24 protein-coding genes are annotated in these 25506 nt (G+C 37.0%); 3 read left to right on the top strand and 21 right to left on the bottom strand.

Annotated elements, in window-relative coordinates; all coding sequences use genetic code 11:
• Positions 1 to 71: 71 nt before the first annotated feature.
• From ACFOW1_RS07505 to ACFOW1_RS07585, 17 genes are all read right to left on the bottom strand, one after another.
• Positions 72 to 1478 carry a complex I subunit 4 family protein gene (locus ACFOW1_RS07505; RefSeq protein WP_379013319.1) on the bottom strand — a complete coding sequence of 469 codons (1407 nt, stop codon included), beginning with the start codon at positions 1476 to 1478 and terminating at the stop codon, positions 72 to 74.
• Between the two features lie 27 nt (positions 1479 to 1505).
• The gene (gene nuoL / locus ACFOW1_RS07510) at positions 1506 to 3431 is read right to left on the bottom strand and encodes an NADH-quinone oxidoreductase subunit L (RefSeq protein ID WP_379013321.1); all 1926 of its coding nucleotides are present in this window, start codon (positions 3429 to 3431) and stop codon (positions 1506 to 1508) included.
• A gap of 88 nt (positions 3432 to 3519) precedes the next feature.
• The gene (gene nuoK / locus ACFOW1_RS07515; protein ID WP_379013322.1) at positions 3520 to 3855 is read right to left on the bottom strand and encodes an NADH-quinone oxidoreductase subunit NuoK; all 336 of its coding nucleotides are present in this window, start codon (positions 3853 to 3855) and stop codon (positions 3520 to 3522) included.
• A gap of 85 nt (positions 3856 to 3940) precedes the next feature.
• On the bottom strand, positions 3941 to 4441 hold the full coding sequence (locus ACFOW1_RS07520; RefSeq protein WP_379013324.1) for an NADH-quinone oxidoreductase subunit J family protein: 501 nt from the start codon (positions 4439 to 4441) through the stop codon (positions 3941 to 3943).
• 46 nt (positions 4442 to 4487) lie between these two features.
• Positions 4488 to 5030 carry an NADH-quinone oxidoreductase subunit NuoI gene (gene nuoI / locus ACFOW1_RS07525; protein WP_379013325.1) on the bottom strand — a complete coding sequence of 181 codons (543 nt, stop codon included), beginning with the start codon at positions 5028 to 5030 and terminating at the stop codon, positions 4488 to 4490.
• A 215-nt stretch (positions 5031 to 5245) separates the two neighbouring features.
• Complete coding sequence (gene nuoH, locus ACFOW1_RS07530) at positions 5246 to 6301, bottom strand: NADH-quinone oxidoreductase subunit NuoH (protein ID WP_379013327.1); 1056 nt, start codon at positions 6299 to 6301, stop codon at positions 5246 to 5248.
• A 15-nt stretch (positions 6302 to 6316) separates the two neighbouring features.
• Positions 6317 to 7405, bottom strand: coding sequence for a 2Fe-2S iron-sulfur cluster-binding protein (locus tag ACFOW1_RS07535; protein WP_379013328.1), 1089 nt, complete (start codon positions 7403 to 7405; stop codon positions 6317 to 6319).
• Positions 7406 to 7408: 3 nt separating this feature from the next.
• On the bottom strand, positions 7409 to 8767 hold the full coding sequence (gene nuoF / locus ACFOW1_RS07540; protein ID WP_379013329.1) for an NADH-quinone oxidoreductase subunit NuoF: 1359 nt from the start codon (positions 8765 to 8767) through the stop codon (positions 7409 to 7411).
• Positions 8768 to 8890: 123 nt separating this feature from the next.
• Positions 8891 to 9328 carry a nuclear transport factor 2 family protein gene (locus ACFOW1_RS07545; protein WP_379013330.1) on the bottom strand — a complete coding sequence of 146 codons (438 nt, stop codon included), beginning with the start codon at positions 9326 to 9328 and terminating at the stop codon, positions 8891 to 8893.
• A gap of 2 nt (positions 9329 to 9330) precedes the next feature.
• A complete protein-coding gene (locus ACFOW1_RS07550; protein ID WP_379013331.1) occupies positions 9331 to 9798 on the bottom strand; it encodes a complex I 24 kDa subunit family protein in 468 nt (155 codons plus the stop codon).
• 113 nt (positions 9799 to 9911) lie between these two features.
• The gene (locus ACFOW1_RS07555) at positions 9912 to 11138 is read right to left on the bottom strand and encodes an NADH-quinone oxidoreductase subunit D (RefSeq protein ID WP_379013332.1); all 1227 of its coding nucleotides are present in this window, start codon (positions 11136 to 11138) and stop codon (positions 9912 to 9914) included.
• Positions 11139 to 11232: 94 nt separating this feature from the next.
• On the bottom strand, positions 11233 to 11748 hold the full coding sequence (locus ACFOW1_RS07560; protein ID WP_379013333.1) for an NADH-quinone oxidoreductase subunit C: 516 nt from the start codon (positions 11746 to 11748) through the stop codon (positions 11233 to 11235).
• A 2-nt stretch (positions 11749 to 11750) separates the two neighbouring features.
• Complete coding sequence (locus ACFOW1_RS07565) at positions 11751 to 12338, bottom strand: NADH-quinone oxidoreductase subunit B (RefSeq protein ID WP_449302620.1); 588 nt, start codon at positions 12336 to 12338, stop codon at positions 11751 to 11753.
• 110 nt (positions 12339 to 12448) lie between these two features.
• The gene (locus ACFOW1_RS07570; protein ID WP_379013334.1) at positions 12449 to 12847 is read right to left on the bottom strand and encodes an NADH-quinone oxidoreductase subunit A; all 399 of its coding nucleotides are present in this window, start codon (positions 12845 to 12847) and stop codon (positions 12449 to 12451) included.
• Positions 12848 to 12937: 90 nt separating this feature from the next.
• Positions 12938 to 14647 (bottom strand): tetratricopeptide repeat protein, encoded by a 1710-nt coding sequence (locus ACFOW1_RS07575; protein WP_379013336.1) that lies wholly within the window; start codon positions 14645 to 14647, stop codon positions 12938 to 12940.
• 19 nt (positions 14648 to 14666) lie between these two features.
• On the bottom strand, positions 14667 to 15581 hold the full coding sequence (locus ACFOW1_RS07580; protein ID WP_379013337.1) for a PstS family phosphate ABC transporter substrate-binding protein: 915 nt from the start codon (positions 15579 to 15581) through the stop codon (positions 14667 to 14669).
• On the bottom strand, positions 15578 to 15901 hold the full coding sequence (locus ACFOW1_RS07585) for a hypothetical protein (RefSeq protein ID WP_379013338.1): 324 nt from the start codon (positions 15899 to 15901) through the stop codon (positions 15578 to 15580). The genes ACFOW1_RS07580 and ACFOW1_RS07585 overlap by 4 nt, the downstream gene beginning before the upstream one ends.
• A 123-nt stretch (positions 15902 to 16024) precedes the next feature.
• On the opposite strand from ACFOW1_RS07585, the gene ACFOW1_RS07590 reads away from it, so the two are divergent.
• From ACFOW1_RS07590 to treA, 3 genes are all read left to right on the top strand, one after another.
• Positions 16025 to 16501 carry a low molecular weight protein-tyrosine-phosphatase gene (locus tag ACFOW1_RS07590; protein ID WP_379013339.1) on the top strand — a complete coding sequence of 159 codons (477 nt, stop codon included), beginning with the start codon at positions 16025 to 16027 and terminating at the stop codon, positions 16499 to 16501.
• Positions 16502 to 16587: 86 nt separating this feature from the next.
• Positions 16588 to 17964, top strand: coding sequence for a histidine--tRNA ligase (hisS, locus tag ACFOW1_RS07595; RefSeq protein WP_379013340.1), 1377 nt, complete (start codon positions 16588 to 16590; stop codon positions 17962 to 17964).
• 40 nt (positions 17965 to 18004) lie between these two features.
• Positions 18005 to 19588, top strand: a complete 1584-nt coding sequence (treA, locus tag ACFOW1_RS07600) for an alpha,alpha-trehalase TreA (RefSeq protein WP_379013341.1) — start codon at positions 18005 to 18007, stop codon at positions 19586 to 19588.
• Between the two features lie 194 nt (positions 19589 to 19782).
• Here the strand turns inward: treA and ACFOW1_RS07605 are convergent, their stop codons facing one another.
• The 4 genes from ACFOW1_RS07605 to ACFOW1_RS07620 all read right to left on the bottom strand — a co-directional run bounded on the left by ACFOW1_RS07605 (position 19783) and on the right by ACFOW1_RS07620 (position 25404).
• Positions 19783 to 20082, bottom strand: coding sequence for a type II toxin-antitoxin system RelE/ParE family toxin (locus ACFOW1_RS07605; protein ID WP_379013343.1), 300 nt, complete (start codon positions 20080 to 20082; stop codon positions 19783 to 19785).
• Complete coding sequence (locus tag ACFOW1_RS07610; protein ID WP_379013344.1) at positions 20075 to 20326, bottom strand: type II toxin-antitoxin system ParD family antitoxin; 252 nt, start codon at positions 20324 to 20326, stop codon at positions 20075 to 20077. Before ACFOW1_RS07610 ends, ACFOW1_RS07605 begins: the two co-directional genes overlap by 8 nt.
• Positions 20327 to 21622: 1296 nt before the next feature.
• A complete protein-coding gene (locus tag ACFOW1_RS07615) occupies positions 21623 to 23377 on the bottom strand; it encodes a glycoside hydrolase family 13 protein (RefSeq protein ID WP_379013345.1) in 1755 nt (584 codons plus the stop codon).
• 29 nt (positions 23378 to 23406) lie between these two features.
• Positions 23407 to 25404 carry a glycosyl hydrolase family 95 catalytic domain-containing protein gene (locus tag ACFOW1_RS07620; RefSeq protein ID WP_379013346.1) on the bottom strand — a complete coding sequence of 666 codons (1998 nt, stop codon included), beginning with the start codon at positions 25402 to 25404 and terminating at the stop codon, positions 23407 to 23409.
• Positions 25405 to 25506: the final 102 nt, after the last annotated feature.

Genomic DNA, 25506 nt, shown 5'->3' on the forward strand with positions numbered 1-25506 from the left:
AAGCCTGATACCTAAAAGGTTTCGGCATATTATTAAAAATATATTTAAGCGCCTTTCTAAATTCTTATTAACTAAGGTGCAACTTTCGTTAATGCTATCATTGGCTGTGGATATACACCTAAGCCAATAATGACGAATACCAAGATAATCAATACTAATTGCACATTACCTTTGATATCAGTCGCATTTACAGTAATCTCTGTAGTATTACCATAAAATACTTTCTGTACCATATTTAAGGTATATACAGCTGCTAGAATAATACTAATACCAGCTACAGCAGCTATCCAAATATTATATTGGAACAAACCATTAAACATTAAAAATTCACCTACAAATGCATTGGTTAATGGTAACGCAACATTGGCAAAAGCCAACACAACTAACAAAATAGCTAGAGAAGGGGCTTTTTGCGCTAAACCACCTAAATCACTAAATTTTCTAGTACCTAAATGTTGCTCAATAACATCAGCAACAATCCATAAACCAATCACATTAATACCATGGTTAAACATTTGAATCATAACACCTTGCAAGCCAATACTCTTCATGGCGAAAATAGCGGCACACATTAACCCAATATGACCGATAGAAGAGTACGCAATCAAACGTTTAATGTCATCTTGTTTTATAGCAATAAATGATGCGTACAACATACCAACAACGCTCAATAAGATAATAACTAAACCAAATTTTTCCACTGCTAATGGAAATAAAGGTATTACCCAACGAATGACTGCATAAATACCCATTTTAACCATTACGCCACTCAATATCATTGTCACTGCTGTAGGCGATTGTTCATATGCATCTGGCTGCCAAGTATGTAGTGGGAAAATTGGCATTTTGATAGCAAACGCAATAAAAAACAACCAAAACCCTAAGTTTTGCTGGGTAGCGGTCAGTTTTAAAGCATAGAAAGATTTGATAGCAAATGAATGATCAGGCGTTAAATTGTATAAGTACAAGATACCTACTAACATCAATAACGAACCTATAAACGTATAAACGAAGAACTTAAACGTTACAGCAATCCTTTTTTCGCCACCCCAAATAGAGGATAAAAAATACACTGGGATTAAGGCTAATTCCCAAAAGAAATAAAATAATAAACAGTCACTAGCTAAAAATACACCTAGCAAACCTGCTTGTGTAAGTAACATTAGCCCATAAAATACATTCGCATTTTTATAGTCATTGTTATAAACAGCTGCAAAAACTACGGGAAGAGAAATAGTGGTTAAAAGCGCAAGCATTTTTGCCATGCCATCTAAATGCAATGAGAAGCTGCTACCCAATACAGGCAACCAATCAGCTTCGTAATTAAGTGCTTGCTTGGAAAATACAGACATTAATCCCACAACAAGTGTTGCAATAGAAGCGATTAAAGCGGTGTTTTTAGCAGTACTACCATTTCTCAATAAAAAGGTAAGTAAACCACTTACAACAGGGATGCATATTAATAATAAAGGAACCATATTTATTGAAAGAGTTAGTCTGCTGAATTAAAATAATTTATTTATAAAGGTGATGATGGTGGCATCATTAATCCAAATGAAAAGAATCACGATCATAGATAAAACCATCATTAAAATATAAGCACCTACTTGACCACTTTGTACCAAACGCAACTGGCGTGACGAATAATTAACCAGTTTACCGACACCATTTACAGCACCATCAATACCGCTCTTTTCAACTACATTTTTCAAAAAAGTAGAGAATTCGTTCAGAGGATTAACTATAATGGCATTGTACAATTCGTCTACATACCATTTATTTTCTAATATTTTTCCTAGACCAGTTTCTTCAGAGGTTGTTGCTTCGTACTTTCCAAACTTATTCCAAGCGAATACAATAGTAACTAGCACCAAAGCGGTAACTACACCCATCATTAATAATTCTTGTGAATGGTTGACAGCATGGGTTTCTACCAAAGCAGTTGATCCAGCAAATATTGGTGCTAAATAATGTTCCAACCAATGACTATTTTTTGCAAATACTTCTGGTATACCAATAAACCCACCAACTGTAGCTAGAATCGCTAATACGATTAAAGGGAACGTAATTGCCGATGGACTTTCATGCAAGTGATGTTCTTGATCATGCGTACCTCTGAATTTACCTAAGAAAGTCATTGCATATAATCTAAACATATAGAAGGTAGTCATTAAAGCGCCAGCTACACCTAGATAATATAAAATTGGATTTTTCTCGTAAGCTGCAGCTAAAATTTCATCTTTAGAAAAGAAACCTGAAAAAGGTGGCACACCAGCAATAGCCAAACAACCTAGTAAGAAAGTGATGTTAGTGATTGGCATAAACTTCTTCAAGCCGCCCATTTTTCTAATATCTTGCTCGTGGTGCATGGCATGAATAACCGAACCTGCACCTAAGAATAATAATGCTTTGAAAAAAGCGTGGGTCATTACGTGGAAAACCGCACCAGTATAAGCACCCACACCAAGACCTAAGAACATATAACCAAGCTGGCTAACTGTAGAATAAGCCAATACTTTTTTAATATCATTTTGTTTTAAAGCAATGGTAGCTGCAAACAAAGCAGTGGCTAAACCAATGACAGCAATAAATCCTTGTGTACCTGGTGCCATGGTATACAATATGTTGCTGCGAGCAATCATGTAAATCCCAGCTGTAACCATGGTAGCAGCGTGTATTAATGCCGATACGGGTGTAGGGCCAGCCATCGCATCTGGCAACCAAGTATATAGTGGCAATTGCGCACTTTTTCCCATAGCACCTACAAATAGCAGCGCAGTAATAATAGTGATATCTTGGACAGTTAATTTACTCACGTTTGCAAAAACGTCAACGTAAGTTACAGTACCTAGTTTATTTATTAAATAGAAAACCGCCAACAAAAAGCCCAAATCACCAATACGGTTCATGATGAAAGCCTTTTTTGCTGCGTAGTTATAATTATCGTTTTTAAACCAAAAACCAATTAATAGGTAAGAACATAAACCTACGCCTTCCCAACCAATGAACATGATAACATAGTTTGCACCCATTACCAATAACAACATTGAGAAAACGAACAAATTCAAGTAAGCAAAATATCTACCATAATGTTGATTCTCTTCTTCATGCATATAAGATGCAGAATAAACATGAATTAAGAAACCAATACCAGTTATAATTAGAAGAAATAAAGAAGATAATTGATCTATTTGAAATGCGAAAGGAATAGTTAGGTTAGCAACTTGAATAAAGTTGAAATAATTAGCTATGGTAGCAGTGCCAGAACTTTTAACTTGAAGAAATAATAATACACTTACAACAAATGACGCTAATATAGAACCACTACCAATGATTGCAATCAGTTGTTTTGACAAAGATTTTCTGCCTAAACCATTGATTAAAAAACCTAACAATGGCAATAATGGTACTAAAAATATTAAGTTGTTCATAAGCCCCTAAATCTCAAAAGAGAGATTTGATTTAAGTTGTTATTTCATTAATCTGCTAACAATCCATTTGTAAAACGTTGCTTGCAGTTTAGTTCTTCAGTCTATTTAAAAAATTGATATCAACAGAGTGTGTATTTCTATACATCATTACGATAATTGCCAAACCAACACTTACTTCCGCCGCCGCAACTACCATTATAAAAAATACAAACAATTGTCCATCAATACCTACCATACTTGCTTTGTCTGCTGCGTAAGCTATACCGTGGTGCATTTTTGAAAATGCGACCAATAGCAGATTCGTCGCATTTAACATTAACTCAATACACATAAATATGATAATGGCGTTACGGCGTGTTAATACGCCTACCACACCAATTGAAAATAACGCTAATGCTAAAAATATATAATACTGAATTGGCATAAAATCAATTTGATAATTTGATAATTTGCTGATATGCTAATTGTTTCCTTCATTATCGAATTATCACATTAGCTAACTAGCATATTTACTTCTTTCCTATCACTACAGCACCTACCATGGCACTTAAAAACAATACACTGCTTATTTCAAAAGGCACAACAAAATCACTAAATAATGCTTTACCCAAGTTACCAATAAGGCCGATATTACCGTCTTTAAGTAACGCTGTTTTACCTTTTATTTCATTGGCTTGTAGCACTAGTGAAATAAACATCATTAATAAAGAGCCACCGCCTACCACGCCTGTAATTATCATCATCCAATTTTTCTGAGGCTCAGTTTCTTTGTTCAGGTTCATCAACATAATTACAAAAAGAAACAATACCATAATAGCCCCTGCATATACAATCATATTTACTATGGCTAAAAATTGTGCATTCAACAAAATGTAATGACCCGAGATAGCAAAAAACACAGCAATCAACCACAATACACTAAATACAGGATTTTTACTTAACAATACCATCAAGGCACTTATTAAGGCTAAAGCAGTTAAAAACCAGAATAATATTTGTACGATACCCATGTTATACAGTTATGATTATGGATGAAAAATCCACAATTCTTAATTACTAATTTGATGATCTATTGCCTTTTGCAGCTGCGTATTCTACAGGATGCGTAACTGGATTTGGTATTAATAAATCTTGCTTACCATAAATAAAACCTTTTCGTGCATAGCTAGCAGGTGCAAAAGTTTCACTCAAATAAATCGCATCTTTAGGGCAAGCCTCTTCGCACAAACCACAAAAAATACAACGCAACATATTAATTTCATATTTAGCTGCATACTTCTCTTCTCTATATAATTTTTCTTCGCCTTCAAGTCTTTCTGCTGCTTCCATTGTAATGGCTTCAGCTGGGCAAGCCACCGCACATAAACCACACGCAGTACAATTTTCACGACCTTCTGCATCTCTATTTAATACGTGCAAGCCCCTAAAAACTGGGCTGAATTCACGCTTCACTTCAGGATATTGTACCGTAGGCTGTTTTTTAAACATATGTTTAAAAGTGATAGCCATGCCTTTAAAAATATTCCATAGGTAAATGCTCTCTAAAAAACTTAGAGGTTTGCGTTCTACCTGTTTTGCCCTTGTTGTTAATGCCTGCATATTGCGTATCCTTCAAAGGATTTTTAAATGTTCGCAAAAATATTTTTATTACCCATAGATACCAACTTTATCTCTCACCACACTTTTCTTGCCAATTCTTTCTTTTTTTGGTTACCAACTTTAGCCCATATTTCATATTCGTTCCGCCGTGGCGGATTACTTGTACGCCTTTTTCTCTATGTAACTGCACACAAAACTAATCGCAAATCAACTATTTACTTCTGCAACCACAAAATCACAGCACCAGTAATTAGCATATTAGCCAAAGCCAAAGGAATCATTTTTTTCCAACCTAAGTTCATCAATTGATCATATCTAAATCTTGGGATAGTCCATCTAATCCACATAAACACAAATATGAAAATGATCACTTTAAGCAATAAACTTACAATACCAATTACAGCCAGCCAATTTCCTAAATCTGCATGTGCAGCTTCATTGAAAAATGGCACATCATAACCACCAAAAAACATGGTAGCCATAATGGTACTACTAATAAACATATTAATGTATTCACTAAACAAGTAGAAACCCAATTTCATAGATGAATACTCTTGGTGGTAACCAAAGTTCAATTCGTTTTCAGCTTCAGGTAAGTCAAATGGTGTTCTGTTACATTCTGCCATTGCACAAATAAAGAATATCAAAAAGCCTAATGGTTGATATACAATATTCCAAAAACGACCTTCTGCCATTTGTTGTTCTACGATACTTTTTAAACTCAATGAGCCAGTTAGCATTAGCAAGGCTATCAGCGACAAACCCATTGCAAGTTCGTAACTAATTGCTTGACTAGCGCCCCGCAAAGCAGCCATTAAAGAAAACTTATTGTTACTAGCCCAACCACCAATCATTACCCCATAAACACCCATACTTACTACACCGAATACATATAAAATACCAATATTAATATCCGCAATTTGTAATGCAATGCTTCTACCAAACATTTCAACTTTATTACCCCAAGGTACTACAGCACATGTCATCAAAGCAGCCGTCATTGCAAGACCTGGGCCTAAAATGAATAAGGCTTTATTGGCATTATTTGGTATGATTTCTTCCTTGGTAATTAATTTCAAGCCATCTGCTAATGGCTGGAATAATCCAAAAGGACCAGCACGATTTGGACCTGGTCTATCTTGCAAAATAGCCGCCACCTTACGTTCAGCAAATGTTGTGTATAATGCAATACCCAAACTGGCGAAAATAATCACTGCAATGAGTACTAATTTCTCTATCAATAAAAACCAATCTAAAGCAAGTAGTGTCATGTTGATGTATTACAATTAGTCTTTAAAATTATTAGAATGTGAAGGACCATTAATCGCGCTCAAATGTACATCTGGGATATTTACCTTGCTCACATCATGTATATCCATTAATAAATGTGGCTGACGACCATCATTCACTGCTTCAAATGTTTCAGTAGGTAGTGTGGTACCTATTTTACCAGCATAATGACCTTGTGAAATAACTGAATGACGGCTGATTTCTCTTGGTCCTTCAATTATCCAATCGCTAGTTTGTTTCTTTTCAAAACGACATTCGTTGCAAATCCACTCTTCTACTTCGCCCCATTCGTCTTTACGAGCAGTCACTCTGTACACTTCGTCACCGCGGTTCCAAAGTGTTACTTTACCAGAACATTTAGGACAATCTCTATGTGCATTTAATGGTTTCAAGAACCATACACGGTTTTTAAAACGGAACGTTTTATCTGTTAATGCGCCTACCGGACATACATCAATAACGTTACCTATAAAATCGTTGTCTAAACTTTTTTCTATAAAAGTGGCTATTTCTGCATGGTCACCTCTATCAAGTACACCATGTTCACGTTTGCTGGTTAATTGGTCAGCGGTGTACACACAACGGAAACACATAATGCAACGTGTCATGTGTAATTGAATATAAGGCCCTAAATCATGCTTTTTAAATGTACGACGTTGAAACTCGTAACGCGTACCTTCTTTACCATGTTCGTAGCTTAAATCTTGTAAATGACATTCACCAGCTTGGTCACAAATAGGGCAATCTAATGGATGATTTAATAGCAAGAACTCCACCACGCCCGCTCTTGCATCTACCACTTTGGGACTCGTGATGTTTTTTACTTCCATGCCATCCATTACAGTAGTACGGCAACTTGCCACCAATTTTGGCATAGGTCTAGGATCTTTTTCAGAACCTTTACTTACCTCAACCAAGCAAGTTCTACATTTACCACCACTACCTTTAAGCTTGCTATAAAAGCACATTGCAGGTGGGGCAACATCACCGCCAATTTTACGGGCAGCTTCCAAAATAGAAGTTCCCGCAGGTACTTCTACCGTAATATTATCAATGGTTACTTTAAATAATTGTGTATCACTCATAGTCTAAGCTGTTACAGGCACATGTATTTCATCTGCATAATGCGCCAATCCAAAATTTCTTATTTGCGATTCCTCAGGGTTGTTTACATGCCATTCAAACTCATCTCTAAAATGTCTAATAGCTGCTGCTACCGGCCAAGCTGCAGCATCACCTAGTGGACAAATCGTGTTGCCCTCAATTTTCCGTTGAATATCCCACAACAAATCAATATCACTCATTTTACCCTTACCAGTCTCGATGTTTTTAAGGATTTTCTCCATCCAACCTGTGCCTTCACGGCAAGGGCTACATTGTCCACAGCTCTCATGACGGTAAAAACGAGCTAGTGTGTACGTATTTTTTACAATACACTGATCTTCATCTAAAACAATAAAACCACCACTACCAAGCATACTACCAGTAGCAAAACCACCATCGCTTAAACCTTCATAGTTCATTAAACGAGGTTCGCCTTTGGCCGTTTTAAGCAACAAATTAGCAGGTAAAATAGGTACAGAAGAACCACCTGGTATGCAGGCTTTTAAGCGTTTGCCATTAGCAATACCTCCGCAATATTCATCGCTATATATAAATTCTTCGACACTTATAGTCATGTCTATTTCATAAACCCCAGGTTTATTAATATTACCACAAGCAGAAATTAGTTTAGTACCAGTTGAACGACCAATACCAATTTTCGCATATTCTTCACCACCCATATTTATAATAGGTACTACAGCTGCTAAGGTTTCTACGTTGTTTACCACGGTTGGCCTTTGCCAAACACCCTGTATAGCAGGAAACGGTGGTTTAATTCTCGGATTTCCACGTTTACCTTCAAGGCTTTCAATCAATGCAGTTTCTTCACCACAGATGTAAGCACCAGCACCACGTTGCACATATATTTCACAATCAAACCCAGTACCTAAAATATTTTTACCTAAAAAACCAGCAGCTTTTGCCTCAGCAATAGCATGTTCTAGAATGTCTGGTATCCAAGCATATTCACCTCTTATGTAGATGTAAGTGGCATTTGAACCTAGTGCAAACGATGAAACAATTAAACCCTCAATTAATAAGTGAGGTAAGAATTCCATCAAGTAGCGGTCTTTAAAAGTACCTGGTTCACTTTCATCAGCATTACATACCAAGTGACGTGGCACACCTTCTGGTTTAGCAATAAAACTCCACTTCATACCAGCAGGAAAACCCGCACCACCACGACCACGCAACCCACTCTTCTTCACTTCTTCTACAATTGCCGCCGGATCCATTGTTGTCAATGCCTTCTCAACTGCACGGTAACCACCTTCTCTACGGTACACCTCGAAGCTACGAATACCTTCTACATGAGATTTTTCTAATAATAATTTTACTCCCATACACCTGACCTCGTTTGAGGATGATTGTGTTTTGTTATAAATATTTTGATACCAGCTTTCGCCTCAATTTTCAACTTCGTTGTGTCACTCACTGCAACGCCTTTCTATACCTCAACAACTATTCTAAGCTACTAATTTCACAGCCTGTCTTGCCAATAATTTCCAAGCCTTTTTCTCTTTTACCCATACCTGTAGCACTTGCAGTTTTAATAGCGAAACTTTACCATCAGTGTCTTTTTGCATTGCAGAAAGTACATGTCTTACAGCCACTGTTTTGCCACTAAAAACAATTGTACCTACTTCTGTTTTTACATCGCTATACACTTTTGTGTCATCCATTACGCCTTTCAGCATTTCTGTTCTTGTCTCAAGCTTACCATTAGAGTGACCATATGTAACTTCCGTAGCTAACAATTGACTTAAAACCGCTGTGTCTTTTACTATAAAAATAGCCTTATTAAAAGCTTGTACTTGCAATGCAATGAGTTTATCTGCTTTTGCTTGTGCTTCAGATGCAAGAGCCAATACTACAAATGCCAATAAAGCAAGTATTTTTTTCATAATTAATTATTTACAGCTGCGTTATTTCTGCACTCTTCAATAATCGCATCTACTTTTGCCTTGGTTAAATGTTCACGATAATGTTTACCTAATTGCATCATTGGTGCGTAACCACAAGCGCCTAAGCATTCAACCGTTTTCAAAGTAAATAAACCATCAGCCGTTGTTTCACCCGGCTTAATATTTAGTTTTTCACCTATATAGGTAATAATATCGTCGCAACCACTTACCATACAAGGCCCTGTTTGGCACACTTCAAACATGAATTTACCTACAGGTTTTGTATTATACATGCTGTAAAAAGTAGCCACTTCATATACTTCAATTGGCGTAAGATGTAGCAATTCAGCCACATAATCCATTGTTTCAGCGCTTAACCAGCCACCAAACTCTTCTTGAGCTAAATGCAAAACAGGCAACAAAGCACTTTTTTGTTTTCCCTCTGGATAGCGAGCTATAATCTCGCTCACCTTAGTCAATTTTTGTTCTGAAAATTTCACCATATACCCAAACCCTAGAGGGCTATTTAAAATATTATAATAAATCAATCGCCTTTCCTTACACCCTTTTAGGGGCTTGGGGGCTACGCATCCAATTCACCTGCAATCAAATTCAAGCTACTCATTGTAATGATAGCATCACTTAACATCGCACCTTTCGTTAATTCAGCATATGCTTGGTAATAAATAAAACATGGTCTGCGGAAATGCAAGCGATATGGTGTTCTACCGCCATCGCTAATAAAGTAAAAACCAAGCTCACCATTACCACCCTCAACACTTTGGTACACTTCACCTTTAGGTATCGCCGTTTCGCCCATGATGATTTTAAAATGCCAAATTAAGGCTTCCATTTTAGTGTATACATCTTCTTTCTTAGGCAAGTAAAACTCAGGCACTTCTGCGTGATAAACCTCAGCTTCTGCACCTTTAAATGCTTGTACTTTTCTATAAGCTTGCTCAATAATTGATAGCGACTGCCAAACTTCTTCACCTCTCACTAAGAATCTATCGTAATTATCACCAGTTTTACCTACAGGCACCGTAAATTCAAAATCTTCGTAGCTGCTATAAGGGCTGTGGACACGCACATCGTAATCTACACCAGCAGCACGTAAGTTAGGGCCAGTAAAACCATAATTCAACGCTCTTTCAGCACTTATTGCACCTGTATTTTGCAAACGATCCATAAATATTCTGTTGCGTAAAAACAGGTCTTCGAACTCTTTCCATACCTTAGGAAACTCTTTTAAAAATTTCTCAAGTTTATCAAAAGCAGTGGTGTTAAAGTTTCTTTCAAAACCACCTACACGACCAATATTGGTAGTTAAACGAGAGCCGCAAATTTCTTCGTAAATCTCATAAATCAATTCGCGATATTGCATTACATACAAAAAGCCAGAATATGCGCCACTATCTACACCCACAATTGAGTTACAGATTAGGTGGTCAGAGATTCTAGCTAATTCCATGATGATGACACGCAAATAATCAACACGCTTAGGTGTTTTTATTTGCATCAACTTTTCGCAGGTAATATGCCAGCCCATATTATTAATAGGGCTACTGCAGTAATTTAAACGGTCGGTAATTGGTGTAATTTGGTAAAGCGGTCTGCGTTCAGCCAACTTCTCAAAAGCACGGTGAATATAACCTACAGTTTGCTCTGAGCTTACAATACGTTCACCATCTAATTCTAATATATTTTGAAACACACCATGTGTAGCGGGGTGTGTTGGCCCCAAGTTTAGTGTGGTCGTTTGCTTTTCTATTGAGCCTTCCGGCAACGTAATATGATGTTGATGCTCCATAAGCCTCATCCCTATTTTGGGAGATATTTTTATTTGTTTATCAACTGTTGTTCTTTATTCAACTGTTGTTGCGTCGCACACTGCAACTACTGCACTAATTCAATCTTCCTCTACCAAACATTTCGTCATCTTTATCAATTCTTGTTTGGTCTTCTAATGGAAATTCTTTCCTTAATGGGAAATAATCCATTTCATCCACATTTAAAATACGCTTCAGATTATTGTGACCGACAAAATTGACCCCGTAAAAATCGTAAGTTTCACGCTCCATCCAATTTGCAGCAGAAAACAATTTTGACGCAGTAAATACATTTGGTGTATTAATATCCGTAAACACTTTAAAACGAATTCTCACATTTTCTACCAAGTTATGCAGATGATAAACTACTGCCAATTCCCTACCTGCATTATCAGGATAATGAACCGCACATAAATCGGTCATAAACTGGAATTGCAATGCTTCGTCATCGTACAAAAACTGTAGCACTTTTAAGTTCATTTCCTTGGGTGCTTCAAACGTAAGCATACCATAAGGCTCTTCAAAGTTGGTAACTTGCTCACCAAACTTTTCAGTTAGTTTTTGCTGTATTAATTCGTTTGTTAGTGCCATAATTATTGAATACCGTAACTGTTAAGTAAAGCTTTGTACTGTTCTCCATTCCTTCTTCTCACACTTTCTTGCCCCACTAAATCTTGAATACGCATAAAACCATCTATAATTGCCTCTGGCCTTGGTGGGCAGCCAGGCACGTATACATCTACAGGAATTACTTGGTCAATACCTTGTAAAACGCTATAAGTATCAAAAATACCACCGCTACTTGCACAAGCACCAACAGCTATTACCCAACGCGGTTCTGCCATTTGTAAATATACTTGACGTAAGACAGGCCCCATTTTTTTAGAAATAGTACCCATTACCATTAATAAATCGCACTGACGTGGTGAAAAACCTACACGTTCGCTACCAAATCTTGACAAATCGTAGTGCGAAGCCATTGTAGCCATAAACTCAATACCACAACAAGAAGTTGCAAAAGGTAAAGGCCATAAAGAATTTTTACGAGCCAAACCTACAACATCACTCATTTTAGTCGTAAAAAAACCTTCACCACCAAAACCTGGAGGCGCATCTACAGTTGCTACCGCATCTGCAATATTGGCTTCTTTAGCGTGAACATTAAAACGTACCGGACGCATATTTTTAATTTGATAATTTAATAACGTATTGCAATAATGTGATAATAACACCTAAACGTTTAAACAGTTCTAAAAGTATCGAATTATCACATTACCCAACTGCAAAATTGCTAGTCTTCCCAGTTTAAAGCACCTTTTTTAATGATATAAATAAAGCCTATCAAGAAAAAGCCTACAAACATTAATACCGATAAAAACCCATCCCAACCTAGCGCTCTAAAATTAACCGCATAAGGATAGAAGAAAATTACCTCCACATCAAACAACACAAATAATATTGCAACTAAAAAATATTTAATGGCCATTGGCTGGCGAGCATCACCGTGAGACTCGATACCACTAGCAAAGTTTTCTAACTTATCGCTGGTTTTACGCTTTGGCCCCACCAAAGCTGACAAACCAATCATAAAGGCTACGAAGCCTGCAGCGAATAATAATTGAATACCAATGGGGAAATAACTGGCTGCTGAGGTATCTGCAACATCTAACAAAAAAGGAAACCAATTCATAGAGTTGATTTTGTAAGTCGCAAAAATAAGGCTGTGATTGATACAAAAGAAAAACTCCTCTACGTAGAGGAGTTTATTTCTTAATTATTTTTATTTACCACCAGTTTTAGCAGGTGGATTTTTTGTTGCAGGCTTACCACTCAACGCTTTTGAAAGTGCGTCTCGAGTTTGTGTAGCAAAAGTATTTTCTTCTGTACCAGCTACTGGATAAAGTAAAAGCATTTTTTCAGCTATTTCTAATCCTTTTTGGTTTTCTTTTTGAACATCCACATAATATTTTAACAAATAATAATTATTTGAAAAGATTGTTTTCTTGTTCTTTTCTAAATTCACCGAATCTTTTTGTAAATAATCGTTTTGCAATAAAATCGGTTCTACTGCGGTTCCAAGCGTAGCTGAAGTGTCTATTGCTTTTGCAGCGCGAACGTTAAAAGAATATGGCTGTGGTTTTGTTGGGAAAGCTTCAATATATTTTTTAGCTAATTCCATTGTTAAACCATACTCTTTTGCACTATATGCGGTATTTGTTAGTCTAAAATAGTCGCTTTCGCTCATGGTACCACCTTTCAATTTTACCGCAGTTTGCAACCATTTAATTTGCTCGCTATATTGTTTAGCTTTACCCATTATTTCAGCAGCTTGATTAGCATACGCCACTTTGTTAGCTACTACGGTATCATTATCTATTGCTTTTTGCAAATAGCCAACTGCTACAGATTCACTTCCAGGAAATTTAGAAAATATTTTGACAGCAATGTCATAATTAGACGAAGTGATTTTTTCTTTAGGTGCGCTTGCAAAGTATTGCTCAATATATGATTTAGCTTTTACGCTATCACCCATACGATCGTAGTTGTAAGCGTACAATAAAGGCAATTGGTAGAAAGTTTTGCACTCACCACTTTCCATAGATTTGGTTTTGTCTAAACTTTCTTGGTATTTGCCAGCTCTAAACAAATAATCAGCATATAAGAAATCGGTATTGCATTCTTTGTCTGCATATTGAATATATTTCTCAATATTTTCTTTGGCTTTATTTACGTCTTTATTAGCATAATAATCGTACAAAGCAGCATATGTTAAAGGAAATGCAGGATCGGCAGTATTAGCATCGGTAAAAAATTGCTCAAACAATTGCTTGTTATCTTGGCTTTTGTAAACCATACCAATTTTATAGTTAGCCAATGCATTTTTAGGATCACGTGTAATCGCATCTTGAAAAGCTTTTACAGCTTCACCACCTTGATCGCCACCCAATTTTAGGTAGTTGACACCCATATTAATCATGATGTCAGGATTCGTAAGATCTAAAGCTGCAGCTTGTTTTAATTTGTCTATCGCATAAGTAGGATCACCTTGCTTGCTACCACCCTCAGCATTGGCACGGCCAATAGCATTTAAAATGGCTGCATTCGGCTTATTTTTATTTCTGCCTTTTGTTTCGGTGCTTTGGGTAATTGCTTGCTCAAATTTTTGTTTTATGGCATTCATATCGCCTTCTTCCTTAATTTCAACATGGCCCATACCTACTAAAATCCAAGCATCATTAACACCATCTTGTAAGGCTTTTTGGTACAAAGCTTTTGCGCCTTTTACATCATCAGTTGCAATTAACGATTGCCCATACCAATAAATATTTTGAGCATCTTTTGAATTGGCATCGTACAATTTCTTAAAGACATCAACTGCACTTTTGTTTTTCTTATAGTTTAAAAACTTAATACCATCGGCTAATGTTTGAGCCGTAATGCCGCTTACAGTAACAATAGCTGCAAAAAGCAAAGCAATTACCTTCTTCATGTGTCTTGTTTTAGAATTGTTAATCATCTGTTTTTATGTTGCTTGATCGTTTTTTAAAACTAATTTTTGACGGGGCTAAAAATGCTCTTCTAAATATCAGTTGCCCGCGTTCTGAACCCATAAAATTACCAAAGCCTGTACCAAGTTGTGTGGTATTTTCTTTTACAATGTAATACAAGGGGCGTGCCAATGGGTATTGTAAATAGGTGATGGTTGCTTGTGATGGTCTAGCAAATTCACCATCTTTACAAATGGTACACTCAACCAAAGCCAATTTTACAGTTTTTAGCTGTGCTTGTTGCTTTGCATCATAACCATTGCCTATCCAACTTAACCCTACAAAACCAATTGCATTATCTGTATTAGATACAATATTCACCACATCTTCACTATTTTTTGCGGCTACAACATTGGTTCCAAAAGCTTGCCCTTTCAACACACTATCTTGCAAATACCTTACCGTGCTTGTTGCATTTTTGCCATCCATTACTGCGGTAATATTTTTTTTCCCAGTAAGAATGTTTTTTAAATCAGCCATTGTAAACACACTATCGCTGCCTTTTCTATTAACTATTACCGCAATAGCATCGTATGCAATATCGGTATAATAAGGCATAAATTTCAAGGTGCTTTCGTAATACTGCCGCTCATTTTTATTTAATCCCCTCGCAACAATTATTAGTCTTGTACTATCGCTTTGAAAGTCTTTAAAACATTCAACTTCGGGTTTGTAACTAGCAATAATTTTGGTATTTGGGTAAGTAGATTCATAAACCTTAATCTGCTCTTCAATTACTGGCTTAAAGCTCTCGTCAACACTAATATTTATTTGCCCTTTGTCAAATGTATCTGCTGCAGCTTTTTGCTGCTTTGTGGCATCATTACAAGCCAGACAACCTACAAATACTAAAACCCATGCAAAAAACTGTTTCATAAATAGCTATCTCCCTTTATACCACGATACAATCTAAAACCGCCATACAATAAGCATATACTACCAAAAATATATTTCAAAATTGGATCTAGACCGACCATTATAGCAATGTTCATTTTATCACCCAAAAGGACCACTGCACCTATACCAATTATCAATAAAGCACGGGTAATATCAAATGCTTTTTTGGCAATTTTTCCGGCAGAATTTTGTCTAAATTCATTTTCCATAACACCTCTTTCAAAAACTGAGGTGGCAATATAATGATTTTTGATTTCGACGGGCATCTGAGTGGCTTTATTTGATAAAAGATTATTCATAAAATAATTTTTAATGAAGATGCAAGGGCTTGAAATTTCCATAAGTTCTAAAAAATTGCCAATTGCAAAAAGCCATTTTGACGAAGAACTTACTAAAAACCATCCTCCATTTATCTTTGCAGGATGAAAATTTTAATGGTGTGTTTGGGCAATATTTGTCGCAGCCCTTTGGCAGAAGGTATTCTACAATCAAAAGCGAATAAATTAGGTTTACCCATACATGTAGATAGTGCTGGAACGGCTAATTATCATGTAGGCGAAGCGCCACATCGTTCATCGCAATTGGTGGCCAAACAAAATGGTGTAGATATTAGCCACCAACAATGCCGGCAGTTTAAGAAAACCGACTTTGAAATATTTGACAAAATATACGTAATGGATAGCAGTAATTACGCTGATGTAAAGCGGATAGCTGGCCATTATTTTAATGCCAATAAAATAGATTTAATACTTAATGAGTTGTATCCACATGAAAACCGTGAAGTACCCGACCCTTGGTATGGCGGCCTGGAAGATTTTAAAAAAGTGTACAAAATGCTGGATGATACTTGTGAAGTAATTATAAAAAAATACCAAGCTGCGCAGCAACAGCAGCAATAAGCATTGTGTAGCAATTATATTTGCCGCATTATTCGTTTGTAGATAATGACAAATAAGTCATTTCAAATTCCAAATTTCAAATTATTATGGCTAAGCCAACCGTAAGTTTACCACAAGGCACTAGAGATTTTTCGGCAGAAGTGGTACGTAAACGTCAATATATTTTTTCTACCATTCGCTCTGTATTTGAGTTGTATGGCTTTGCGCCACTAGAAACACCTGCTATGGAAAACCTAGAAACCTTAATGGGTAAATATGGTGAAGAAGGTGATAAACTGATTTTTAAGATTTTAAATAACGGTTTAGACAATGTAGATAAGCTTGAACAAACAAAAGCTGAATTTGAGAAAGTATTAGCTGGCAAAAACACAAAAGGCATTACAGAAAGAGCCCTTCGCTACGACTTAACCATTCCTTTTGCTAGATATGTGGCGATGAATTATGGTCAATTAACCATGCCATTTAAACGCTACCAAATACAACCAGTATGGCGTGCTGATAGACCGCAACGTGGCCGCTACCGTGAGTTTTACCAATGCGATGCTGATGTGGTAGGTAGTAAAAGTTTATTAAATGAAGTAGAATTGGTAAATATTTATGCAACTGTTTTTGAGAAGCTTGGCATTGAAGTTGAAATACACATTAATAGTCGTAAAATACTAGCCGCACTAGCGGAGATATGCGGCGGTTCAGACAAAATGGTAGACATTACCGTAGCCATAGACAAACTTGATAAAATTGGCATCGAAAAAGTTAAAGAAGAATTAGCTACTCGTGGTCTTAGTGATGCGCAAATCAATACAATAGAACTTTATTTACAAATTGATGGCAGCAATACCGAAAAACTAAGTGCGCTTAAGAACTTATTAGGTGATAACGAAATTGGCAAAGCGGGTATTGATGAGCTAGAATACATTTTGAACTATCAACCTGCAACTAGCAACCAGCAACTAGTAACCGATTTCACCCTTGCTCGTGGCCTAAACTATTACACAGGTATCATCTTTGAAATAAAAGCCAAAGGCGTACAAATGGGCAGCATTGGTGGTGGTGGTAGATACGATGATTTAACAGGTTTGTTTGGTGTACCAAACGTGCCGGGTGTAGGCATCAGTTTTGGTGTAGATAGGATTTACGATGTAATGGAAGAGCTACAACTATTTCCTTCTGTGATAAAAGTTGGCACCAAAGTTTTGTTCTTTAATTTGGGCGAAGCCGAAAGCAAAGCTGCATTTGGTTTAATGCAACAACTAAGAGCCAAGGGTACTAGTTGCGAGCTATTTCACGAAACCACCAAATTTGATAAGCAATTTAAATATGCTGATAAAAAACAAATTCCTTACGCCATTATGCTTGGCAGTAAAGAACTTGAAGAAGGCACTTGTGTGGTAAAAAATTTAATAAATGGTACACAACAAAGCATTGCACAAAGCGCATTGCTTAACTTTTCGTTTGATGCTTAACATTAGCTTGTAACTTACTTTTCTTTTAACAACATACAATATGAAACGATTGCTTATCCTTAGCAGCTTCTTGCTACCACTTTTTGCATTGGCTCAAAAGCCAAAAACGACGCTTACTCCTGATATTATTTATGGTCAGCTATTTAAAGATGTACAGTTACAACGCATTTTTCCTGATAGCAAAACCTTTGTTGATTGTACACCAAAACGTAACCCAAAAGAGATAGTAGCTGACTACTTAACACTTAAAAACAATCCTTCAGCAAAATACACATTGGAAAGTTTTGTAAAAGCCAATTTTGATTTACCAATTAATCCTACGAACACCTATCAATCTAATACTAACGAAGATGTTGCTACCCATATTAAAAGCTTGTGGCAAGTGCTTAAACGCAACCCTGATAAGGCTGTGGAAGGCAGTTCTCTACTGGCTTTGCCAAATGCATATATCGTACCTGGTGGTAGGTTTAGAGAAATTTATTATTGGGACAGTTATTTTACGATGCTTGGCTTGCAAGAAAGCAACGAGTACGAGATGATGGAAAACATGATTAATAATTTTGCTTTTTTAATCAATACCTACGGACACATACCCAATGGTAATCGCAGCTATTATTTAAGCCGATCACAGCCACCATTTTTTGCGTTGATGGTAGGTTTATTAGCAGAGAAAAAGGGCAATGCTGTGTATACAAAATACCAATCTGCTTTACAAAAAGAATACAACTATTGGATGGACAAAACCGCCAATACCAAACACGCGGTAACCATGCCAGATGGTAGCGTTTTAAACCGCTATTACGATGCTGACAATGCCCCACGACAAGAAAGCTACAAAGAAGATTATACCCTTGCGAATATTGAAGCAGACAAAGTATCTACTGAGACAGTAAAAAAAGTATTTGCACAGAAAAGTAAAGAGTTACGTAGTGGTGCAGAAAGTGGTTGGGATTTCAGTACTCGCTGGTTTGCAGATGGTAAAAACATCAATACCATACAAACCACTAATTTAATTCCTGTTGACTTAAACGGCTTGTTGTATCAGCTAGAATTAACATTGGCAAAATGTTACCAATTATCTGGCAATGCTGCGCAGGCAAAAGCCTTTGAACAAGTTGCTGCCAAACGCAAACTGGCTATTAATAAATACTGCTACAATGCACAACGCAACTGGTATTTCGATTACAACATTGCTACTAAGCAACAAAGCACCATCATGACAGCGGCAGGGATTAGTCCTTTGTTTTTTAAAGTAGCCGATAAAGCCTATGCACAAGGCATGGCGAATACTTTGCGTGCCAACTTTTTAAAGCCAGGCGGCTTGGTGACTACCTTAACCACATCTGGGCAGCAATGGGATGCGCCAAATGGTTGGGCACCTTTGCAATGGATAGCGGTAAAAGGCTTGGAAAATTATCAGCAAACAGCACTTGCCAAAGACCTTGCACAGCGTTGGGTAGCCCTAAACATAAAAGTGTATAAAGAAACGGGCAAGCTGATGGAAAAATACAATGTGGTTGACATTAATCTGCCCGCAGGCGGTGGCGAATATGCGGGACAAGATGGCTTTGGGTGGACCAACGGTGTGTTACTTAAAATGATGGCTGTTTACAACTTAAAATAAGCTTGTCATGCTGAGGTACGAAGCATCTAAAAACGGCTGAAGCGTTGCTTCAGCCGTTTTTTATTTATTGAACCAGCAGTGGTATTGCTATTGAGCTACATAGGCGTCGCACACTGCGGCTGTAGAATGACTGTTGACCTTGCCAAAAACCCTCGGTTTGCTTTACTTGTGAATACTTTTTGTTAACAGTAGTTTTATTCTTTCATTCTATTTTTCAAATCCATGCTACCATGAAGAATTCTAGCAATTTCAATACTATTGTCTTTTGCTTTTCTATAAAAGATGATATGCAGTCCCGCTTTAAATCCTAAAATATCTGGCATCACTTCAGGATAATTTTTGCCAATAACTTTTTCATTAGCTATTTCTTGACAAGCATCTAACAGCATGTAGTAATACTTATCAGCCTGTGTTTCTGACCAGACTTCAAATGTATAATCCCAAATGTTTGATAAGTCTTCAACCGCCTTATTGGTAAGAGTATAGTTAGCCATTTTTGTGTTTGGCGGCTTTTAGTTTTTCAAGATGTTTTTCAGCATTAAAATTTGTAGCTAACCCACTTTCAAAACCTTCCTCAATAGCTTTTTTTAATGCTACAATCTTGCTTTCTTCCTCTTCCAGCAACCGTAAGCCAGCACGTATCACCTCACTTGCATTCTTAAATCTTCCAGTTGCTACCTTATCACCTATAAAATCTTCAAAATGATTGCCAAGTGATATAGAAGTATTGCGCCCCATAATTGTAAAGTTTCTTCAAAAGTACCTAAAATTGGTAACTTAGAAAACCCTCTGCTCACGGTTAAGAAAAAATTACGGCTAAGGGTTTAAACCATTAGAGATGCCGCAAGCTAACATCACGAATAGTGAAATTACAACTCGATTAATATTTTTTAGGCTATGTAGATTAACTATTTAATATTACAAATCCTAAGGAAACAGCAATAATTAGAACAATCAACTCTACTAAAAACAATTTGAAATTATTCTTAATTTTAGCTACGATAAAATTATCTGCTACAACTTATAGTGAGGAAAAACAAGCTGCTATAAATAACGCGTAATATTGCCATCCATAATGTTCTTCGTTTCGTTCAATCCAGAAAACGTCAATTAACATAAAAAGAAAGATAAGGACTGCTACAATATTTAAAAGTGTAAACTTTCGAGTCATGATGTAGTTTTTGCTTGCGCATAACTCAAAAATAAACAAAAGTCTGCTTATAAAGCTAACTGCTTCTTTTTTATTCCCTTTGCCCATATTGCACCTACAACCAACAATAAACTCTTTCAAAAAAATCCCCCAAAACACCCTCCACAATTTTGTTATATCCAATAGGCTTGCTACTTCTATATCACATTTCTATTGCACAATCAAAAAAAGCTTTTACCATGGATGACAAACAAACCAACCAATTAGGCCTGGTTGAAAAAGTGGCGACCTTTTTAACTTACTATGAAGATAATCTACTACTTAGTAACGTGGTTGCAGTCACGTGCATATTGGTAAAACTCACCTAAAGTATTATACAAGTCTATACACTAGTTATTACAAATTGGGGCAGTTGCTCAAAGCAAAAGACTTTATACGGCATTAAAAATATGGACGCTATACAATCTCAAATTGCTACTTATTAAAATAAAATCGATTCCGTGTGAACAGTAAAACCGCCAGCCGCATCGGCGCAAGCTGTTCTACAATCATAAAATCATCCGCTGGATCGGCGCAAGCTTTTCTGCAACCATAAAATCATCCGCCGCATCGGCGCAAGCTTTTCTACAACAATAAAATCATCCGCCACATCGGCGTAAGCTTTTCTACAACTGGAAAACCGCCCGCCGCATCGGCGCAAGCTTTTCTACAACCATAAAATCACCCGCCGCATCGGCGCAAGCCCGCTCTTTCACTTTTTTCCTGATTGTGGTAAGTAACATTGCAAATAACGGATAGACTTATCCAAACTAAAAAAGGTAGTCAACTTGCAAATAGTTGACTACCTTAAAAAATAATTTTAAGTGTTGAAGATGAATGCTTAATTAATAGCTCAATTTATATACCCTTGCTTCGTAGGGTTTCAGTACATAATTATGTCTTGTTTGCTCATCTTTATCAACCTTGTAATTACTAATTTTCAATTCAGGTGTATTCTTGGGAGCAATCCATTCATTAACATCAAAGGAAATATTATTCTTAGAGAAGTTTAATAGAACCAACCATTTTTCTGTACCCAATGTTCTTGTATAAGCATATATGTTAGGATTATTCTTATCTAGCAACTCGTATTTACCATACACCAATACTTTATTGTCTTTACGCAATTTGGTTAATGCTCTAAAATAATTTAGGGTGCTGTTGGGGTCTTTATCCTGCGCAGCTGCATTAATAGTAGTGTAATTAGGATTAATTTTTAGCCAAGGCTTACCCGTGGTAAAACCTGCATTCGTACTATTATCCCACTGAAAAGGTGTACGACCATTATCTCTGCAACTGAACTTAATATTATCCATAAACTGAGGAATATTGCCACCTGTAGCTACTAGATGTTTATACTCGTTTAGTGTAGCCACATCGTTATAGTCTTCTATTTTATCCATACGAATATTGGTCATACCTAGTTCATCACCATTGTAATAATAAGGCGTACCTCGCATCGTCATTATAAAGGTGCTAAGCATTTTAGAAGATACTTCTCTAAACGCGGGACTATCATCACCAAAACGGGTTACAAGCCTCGCTTGGTCGTGGTTTGCTAAGAAAATAGATAGCCAGCCATTGGTAGCAAAAGCGCTATCCCACTTGGTAAAAATTTCTTTCAATTTTATTACACTATAGCCATCTTTTTTAGCCAAGTCTACCGCATCAAAAGCATAAGCCATGTTCAATTCTTTACGGCTTGCATCTACCATATCATGCGCATCTTTAAACGAATTGCCTGCACCTTCAGCGACACTCATGACATGGTATTTGCTCAATACTTCTGTGTTTATTTCTTTTAAATAATTGTGTAAATGCGGGCCTACAGCATAATATAAAGAAAAATTCTTTTCGTAGCCAACAGGAAAAGCAGGCCATGTGGTGTCTTTAGCTGCAAACTGAAACGCATCTAATCTAAAACCATCAATGCCTTTATCAGCCCAAAACTTCATAATGCCATATACCTCTTTTCGTACCTCAGGATTTTCCCAATTCAAGTCAGGCTGCTTTCTTGAGAAATAATGCAAGTAATAGGCATTGGTGACACTATCATACATCCAAGCATCGTGATTCACATCAAACAAGCTATACCGTGGTGTAGGCTTGCCTTTTTCAGCAGGCCACCAATGGTAATAGTTACGGTATTTATTGGTACGAGAACTGCGGCTTTGCTTAAACCATTCGTGTTCGTCGCTACTATGATTGACCACCAAATCCATTATCACTTTAATACCACGTTCGTGCATCCCTTTTAGCAAAGCATCAAAATCTTCCATTGTACCAAACTGTTTCATGATTGCACGATAGTTACTAATATCGTAGCCATTATCATCATTAGGTGATTCGTAAATAGGGTTAAGCCAAACAGCCGTAACACCCAGACTTTTTAAATAATCCAGCTTAGAAATAATACCTTTTAAATCGCCCACACCATCACCATCACTATCCTTAAAACTGCGTGGGTACAATTGGTACACAACTGCTTCTTTCCACCATTGCGCCTCAGTATCAGCTGTTGTTTGCTTTTCTTTTTTCTCGCTGTTACAAGCTGCAAAAACTACTCCCATTAGCAATACAGCCAAAAGCCATTTATACATATTATTTGTATTTAAAAAAATTAACAACACTACTTAACAGTAAAGGTTTTTCGTTCAACACCAATACCTGTTAGTGTAAGACCTTTCCAAGTTGGGGGCAAAGCAGATGCAACTTGTGTAATACCTTTAGACGTGATTTCTAAGCCCCCAAAACCCATTAATACACTTTGCAAAATACCACCCGCACCTGTAGCAAAATAAGGGTTGGTACCACCTTTCGTTTCAGCAATTACGCGAAGTGGTGGTAATAAATTTGGCTCGTACGCATCTTTAAAAAAATGATACGCTTTAGCGCCTTCCCCAAGTCGTGCATAAAGCAGAGTAAAAATGGCTTGCGTCATAGCGGGTGTACCTTCATTGGGTACACGTGTTTCATAATAGGCAAGGTCTTTTCGTATTTGGGCAGTATTTGTAATTTCTTTTAAAGGATACGCTAAAAGGTTAACATCCGCTTGCTTAATACCTTCCCCATGATAGGTAGCATGTTCTTTGGTTACGCCATTTTCCATTACTAACACGGGAATATTATTGGCTACATGCAACCAATCTGCATCAGGGGTAATACCTAGTATAATTGCAGCGTCTGTAGCATTTTGCAATACTGCTTTTGCAGCGGCATTGGTAAACGCATCGTTATCTACATTTTCCGCCCACTCATCGGAAGCAACTACATTTTTAATATCGTATTTACCAGGTCCGTTGCGCTCTACCCTACTAGCCCAAAATGCAGCTGTTTCTTTTAATATTGGATAACCTTTTTCACGCAACCATTCTTTGTCTTGTGTAACACAATAATAATTCCACGCAGCGATACCAACACAGGCTGTAATGTGCTGTTCAAACGGACCGCTTAAAGCCCAAACAGGCGTTTCTTCTACACCTGTACCTGCGCTTTCCCAAGGGAACATTGCCCCTTTAAAACCATGATTAAAGGCATTTTGCTTAGCAGCACCTAATCGCTGAAAGCGGTATTCAACCATACTTTTTGCCATTTCTGGATGTAGAACCAACATGGCAGGATACATCCATAGTTCGGTATCCCAAAATACGTGACCATTATATCCTAAGCCACTTAAACCCATTGGGGATGGGCTCATTGCTGATCCTTCACGTACAAATGAATATAAGTGATACATCATGCTATGAATATCTTGCTGAGCTTGTGCATCGCCATTAATCACAATATCACTTTTCCAAAGATTATCCCAAGCTGTATTGTGAAAAGCAATCAACCTATCTCTACCTTCTAGCTTAGCGGTAATAGTCATACGCTCAGCTTCGTTTAAAGGATCATCATGGTGTGCAGAAGTAATAGAAGAACCTGCAATTGAGAAACTGTATTTTTCGCCAGCTTTTAATTGCTTACCGAACTTCATTAAATGCATATTATTATCCCACATTTCATGAATAACTCTAGGTTCGCTCCCATGCTTTTCGCTAAATAAAAACGTATTAGAAGCACACATTAATAATTTGCCTGTAGGGCTTTTAGCCGAAGACGTTAATAGACTTATAACAACGTGTGGCCTATCTATTTCATTGTAATAATTCTGTACATCTTTCAATGCATCGGGTGCTTCCATAACGCTTGCTGCACCAATATTGATATCTTTTTTAGCTGAAATAGTAACATCCATTAGTACTGTAAAGGGTAATTGACGAAGCGAGTAGTAGGTATAACTGATATCAGCCTTATCGCTATAACTAAAGGTAGTTGTAAAACTAGCATGATGCATATCTAGTTCTTGCTGCATGTTTGTGGCATCGCTACCGCCAATGCGCCTACCATCAACCTCTAAATACATATTTAGCAGATTGAAGCTTTTTAAAAAATTGCTTACTCTACCACGCCCATACAAATCGTAGGCACCTGCTAGCACCACATCTTTTACCTTAAAAGGTTCTGGGGAGGACACCACACCAATCATACCATTAGCTACGGTAATACCATAATAATTTGAAGGGTCAATTTTAGTGGAAGTAATTTTCCATGGATCTTGCGCAAAAGCGCAAATTGTAGATAACATAGCTACACTAAAAGTGAGCAAAAACAACCTTTTTTGAAACATAATTTTCGTATTAGCAAGCATGAAAAAGAATTTCTAAAATTAAACAGAATGGGCAAAAGA

This window comes from Parasediminibacterium paludis (assembly GCF_042651445.1).
In the GTDB taxonomy this organism is placed as follows: domain Bacteria; phylum Bacteroidota; class Bacteroidia; order Chitinophagales; family Chitinophagaceae; genus Parasediminibacterium; species Parasediminibacterium paludis.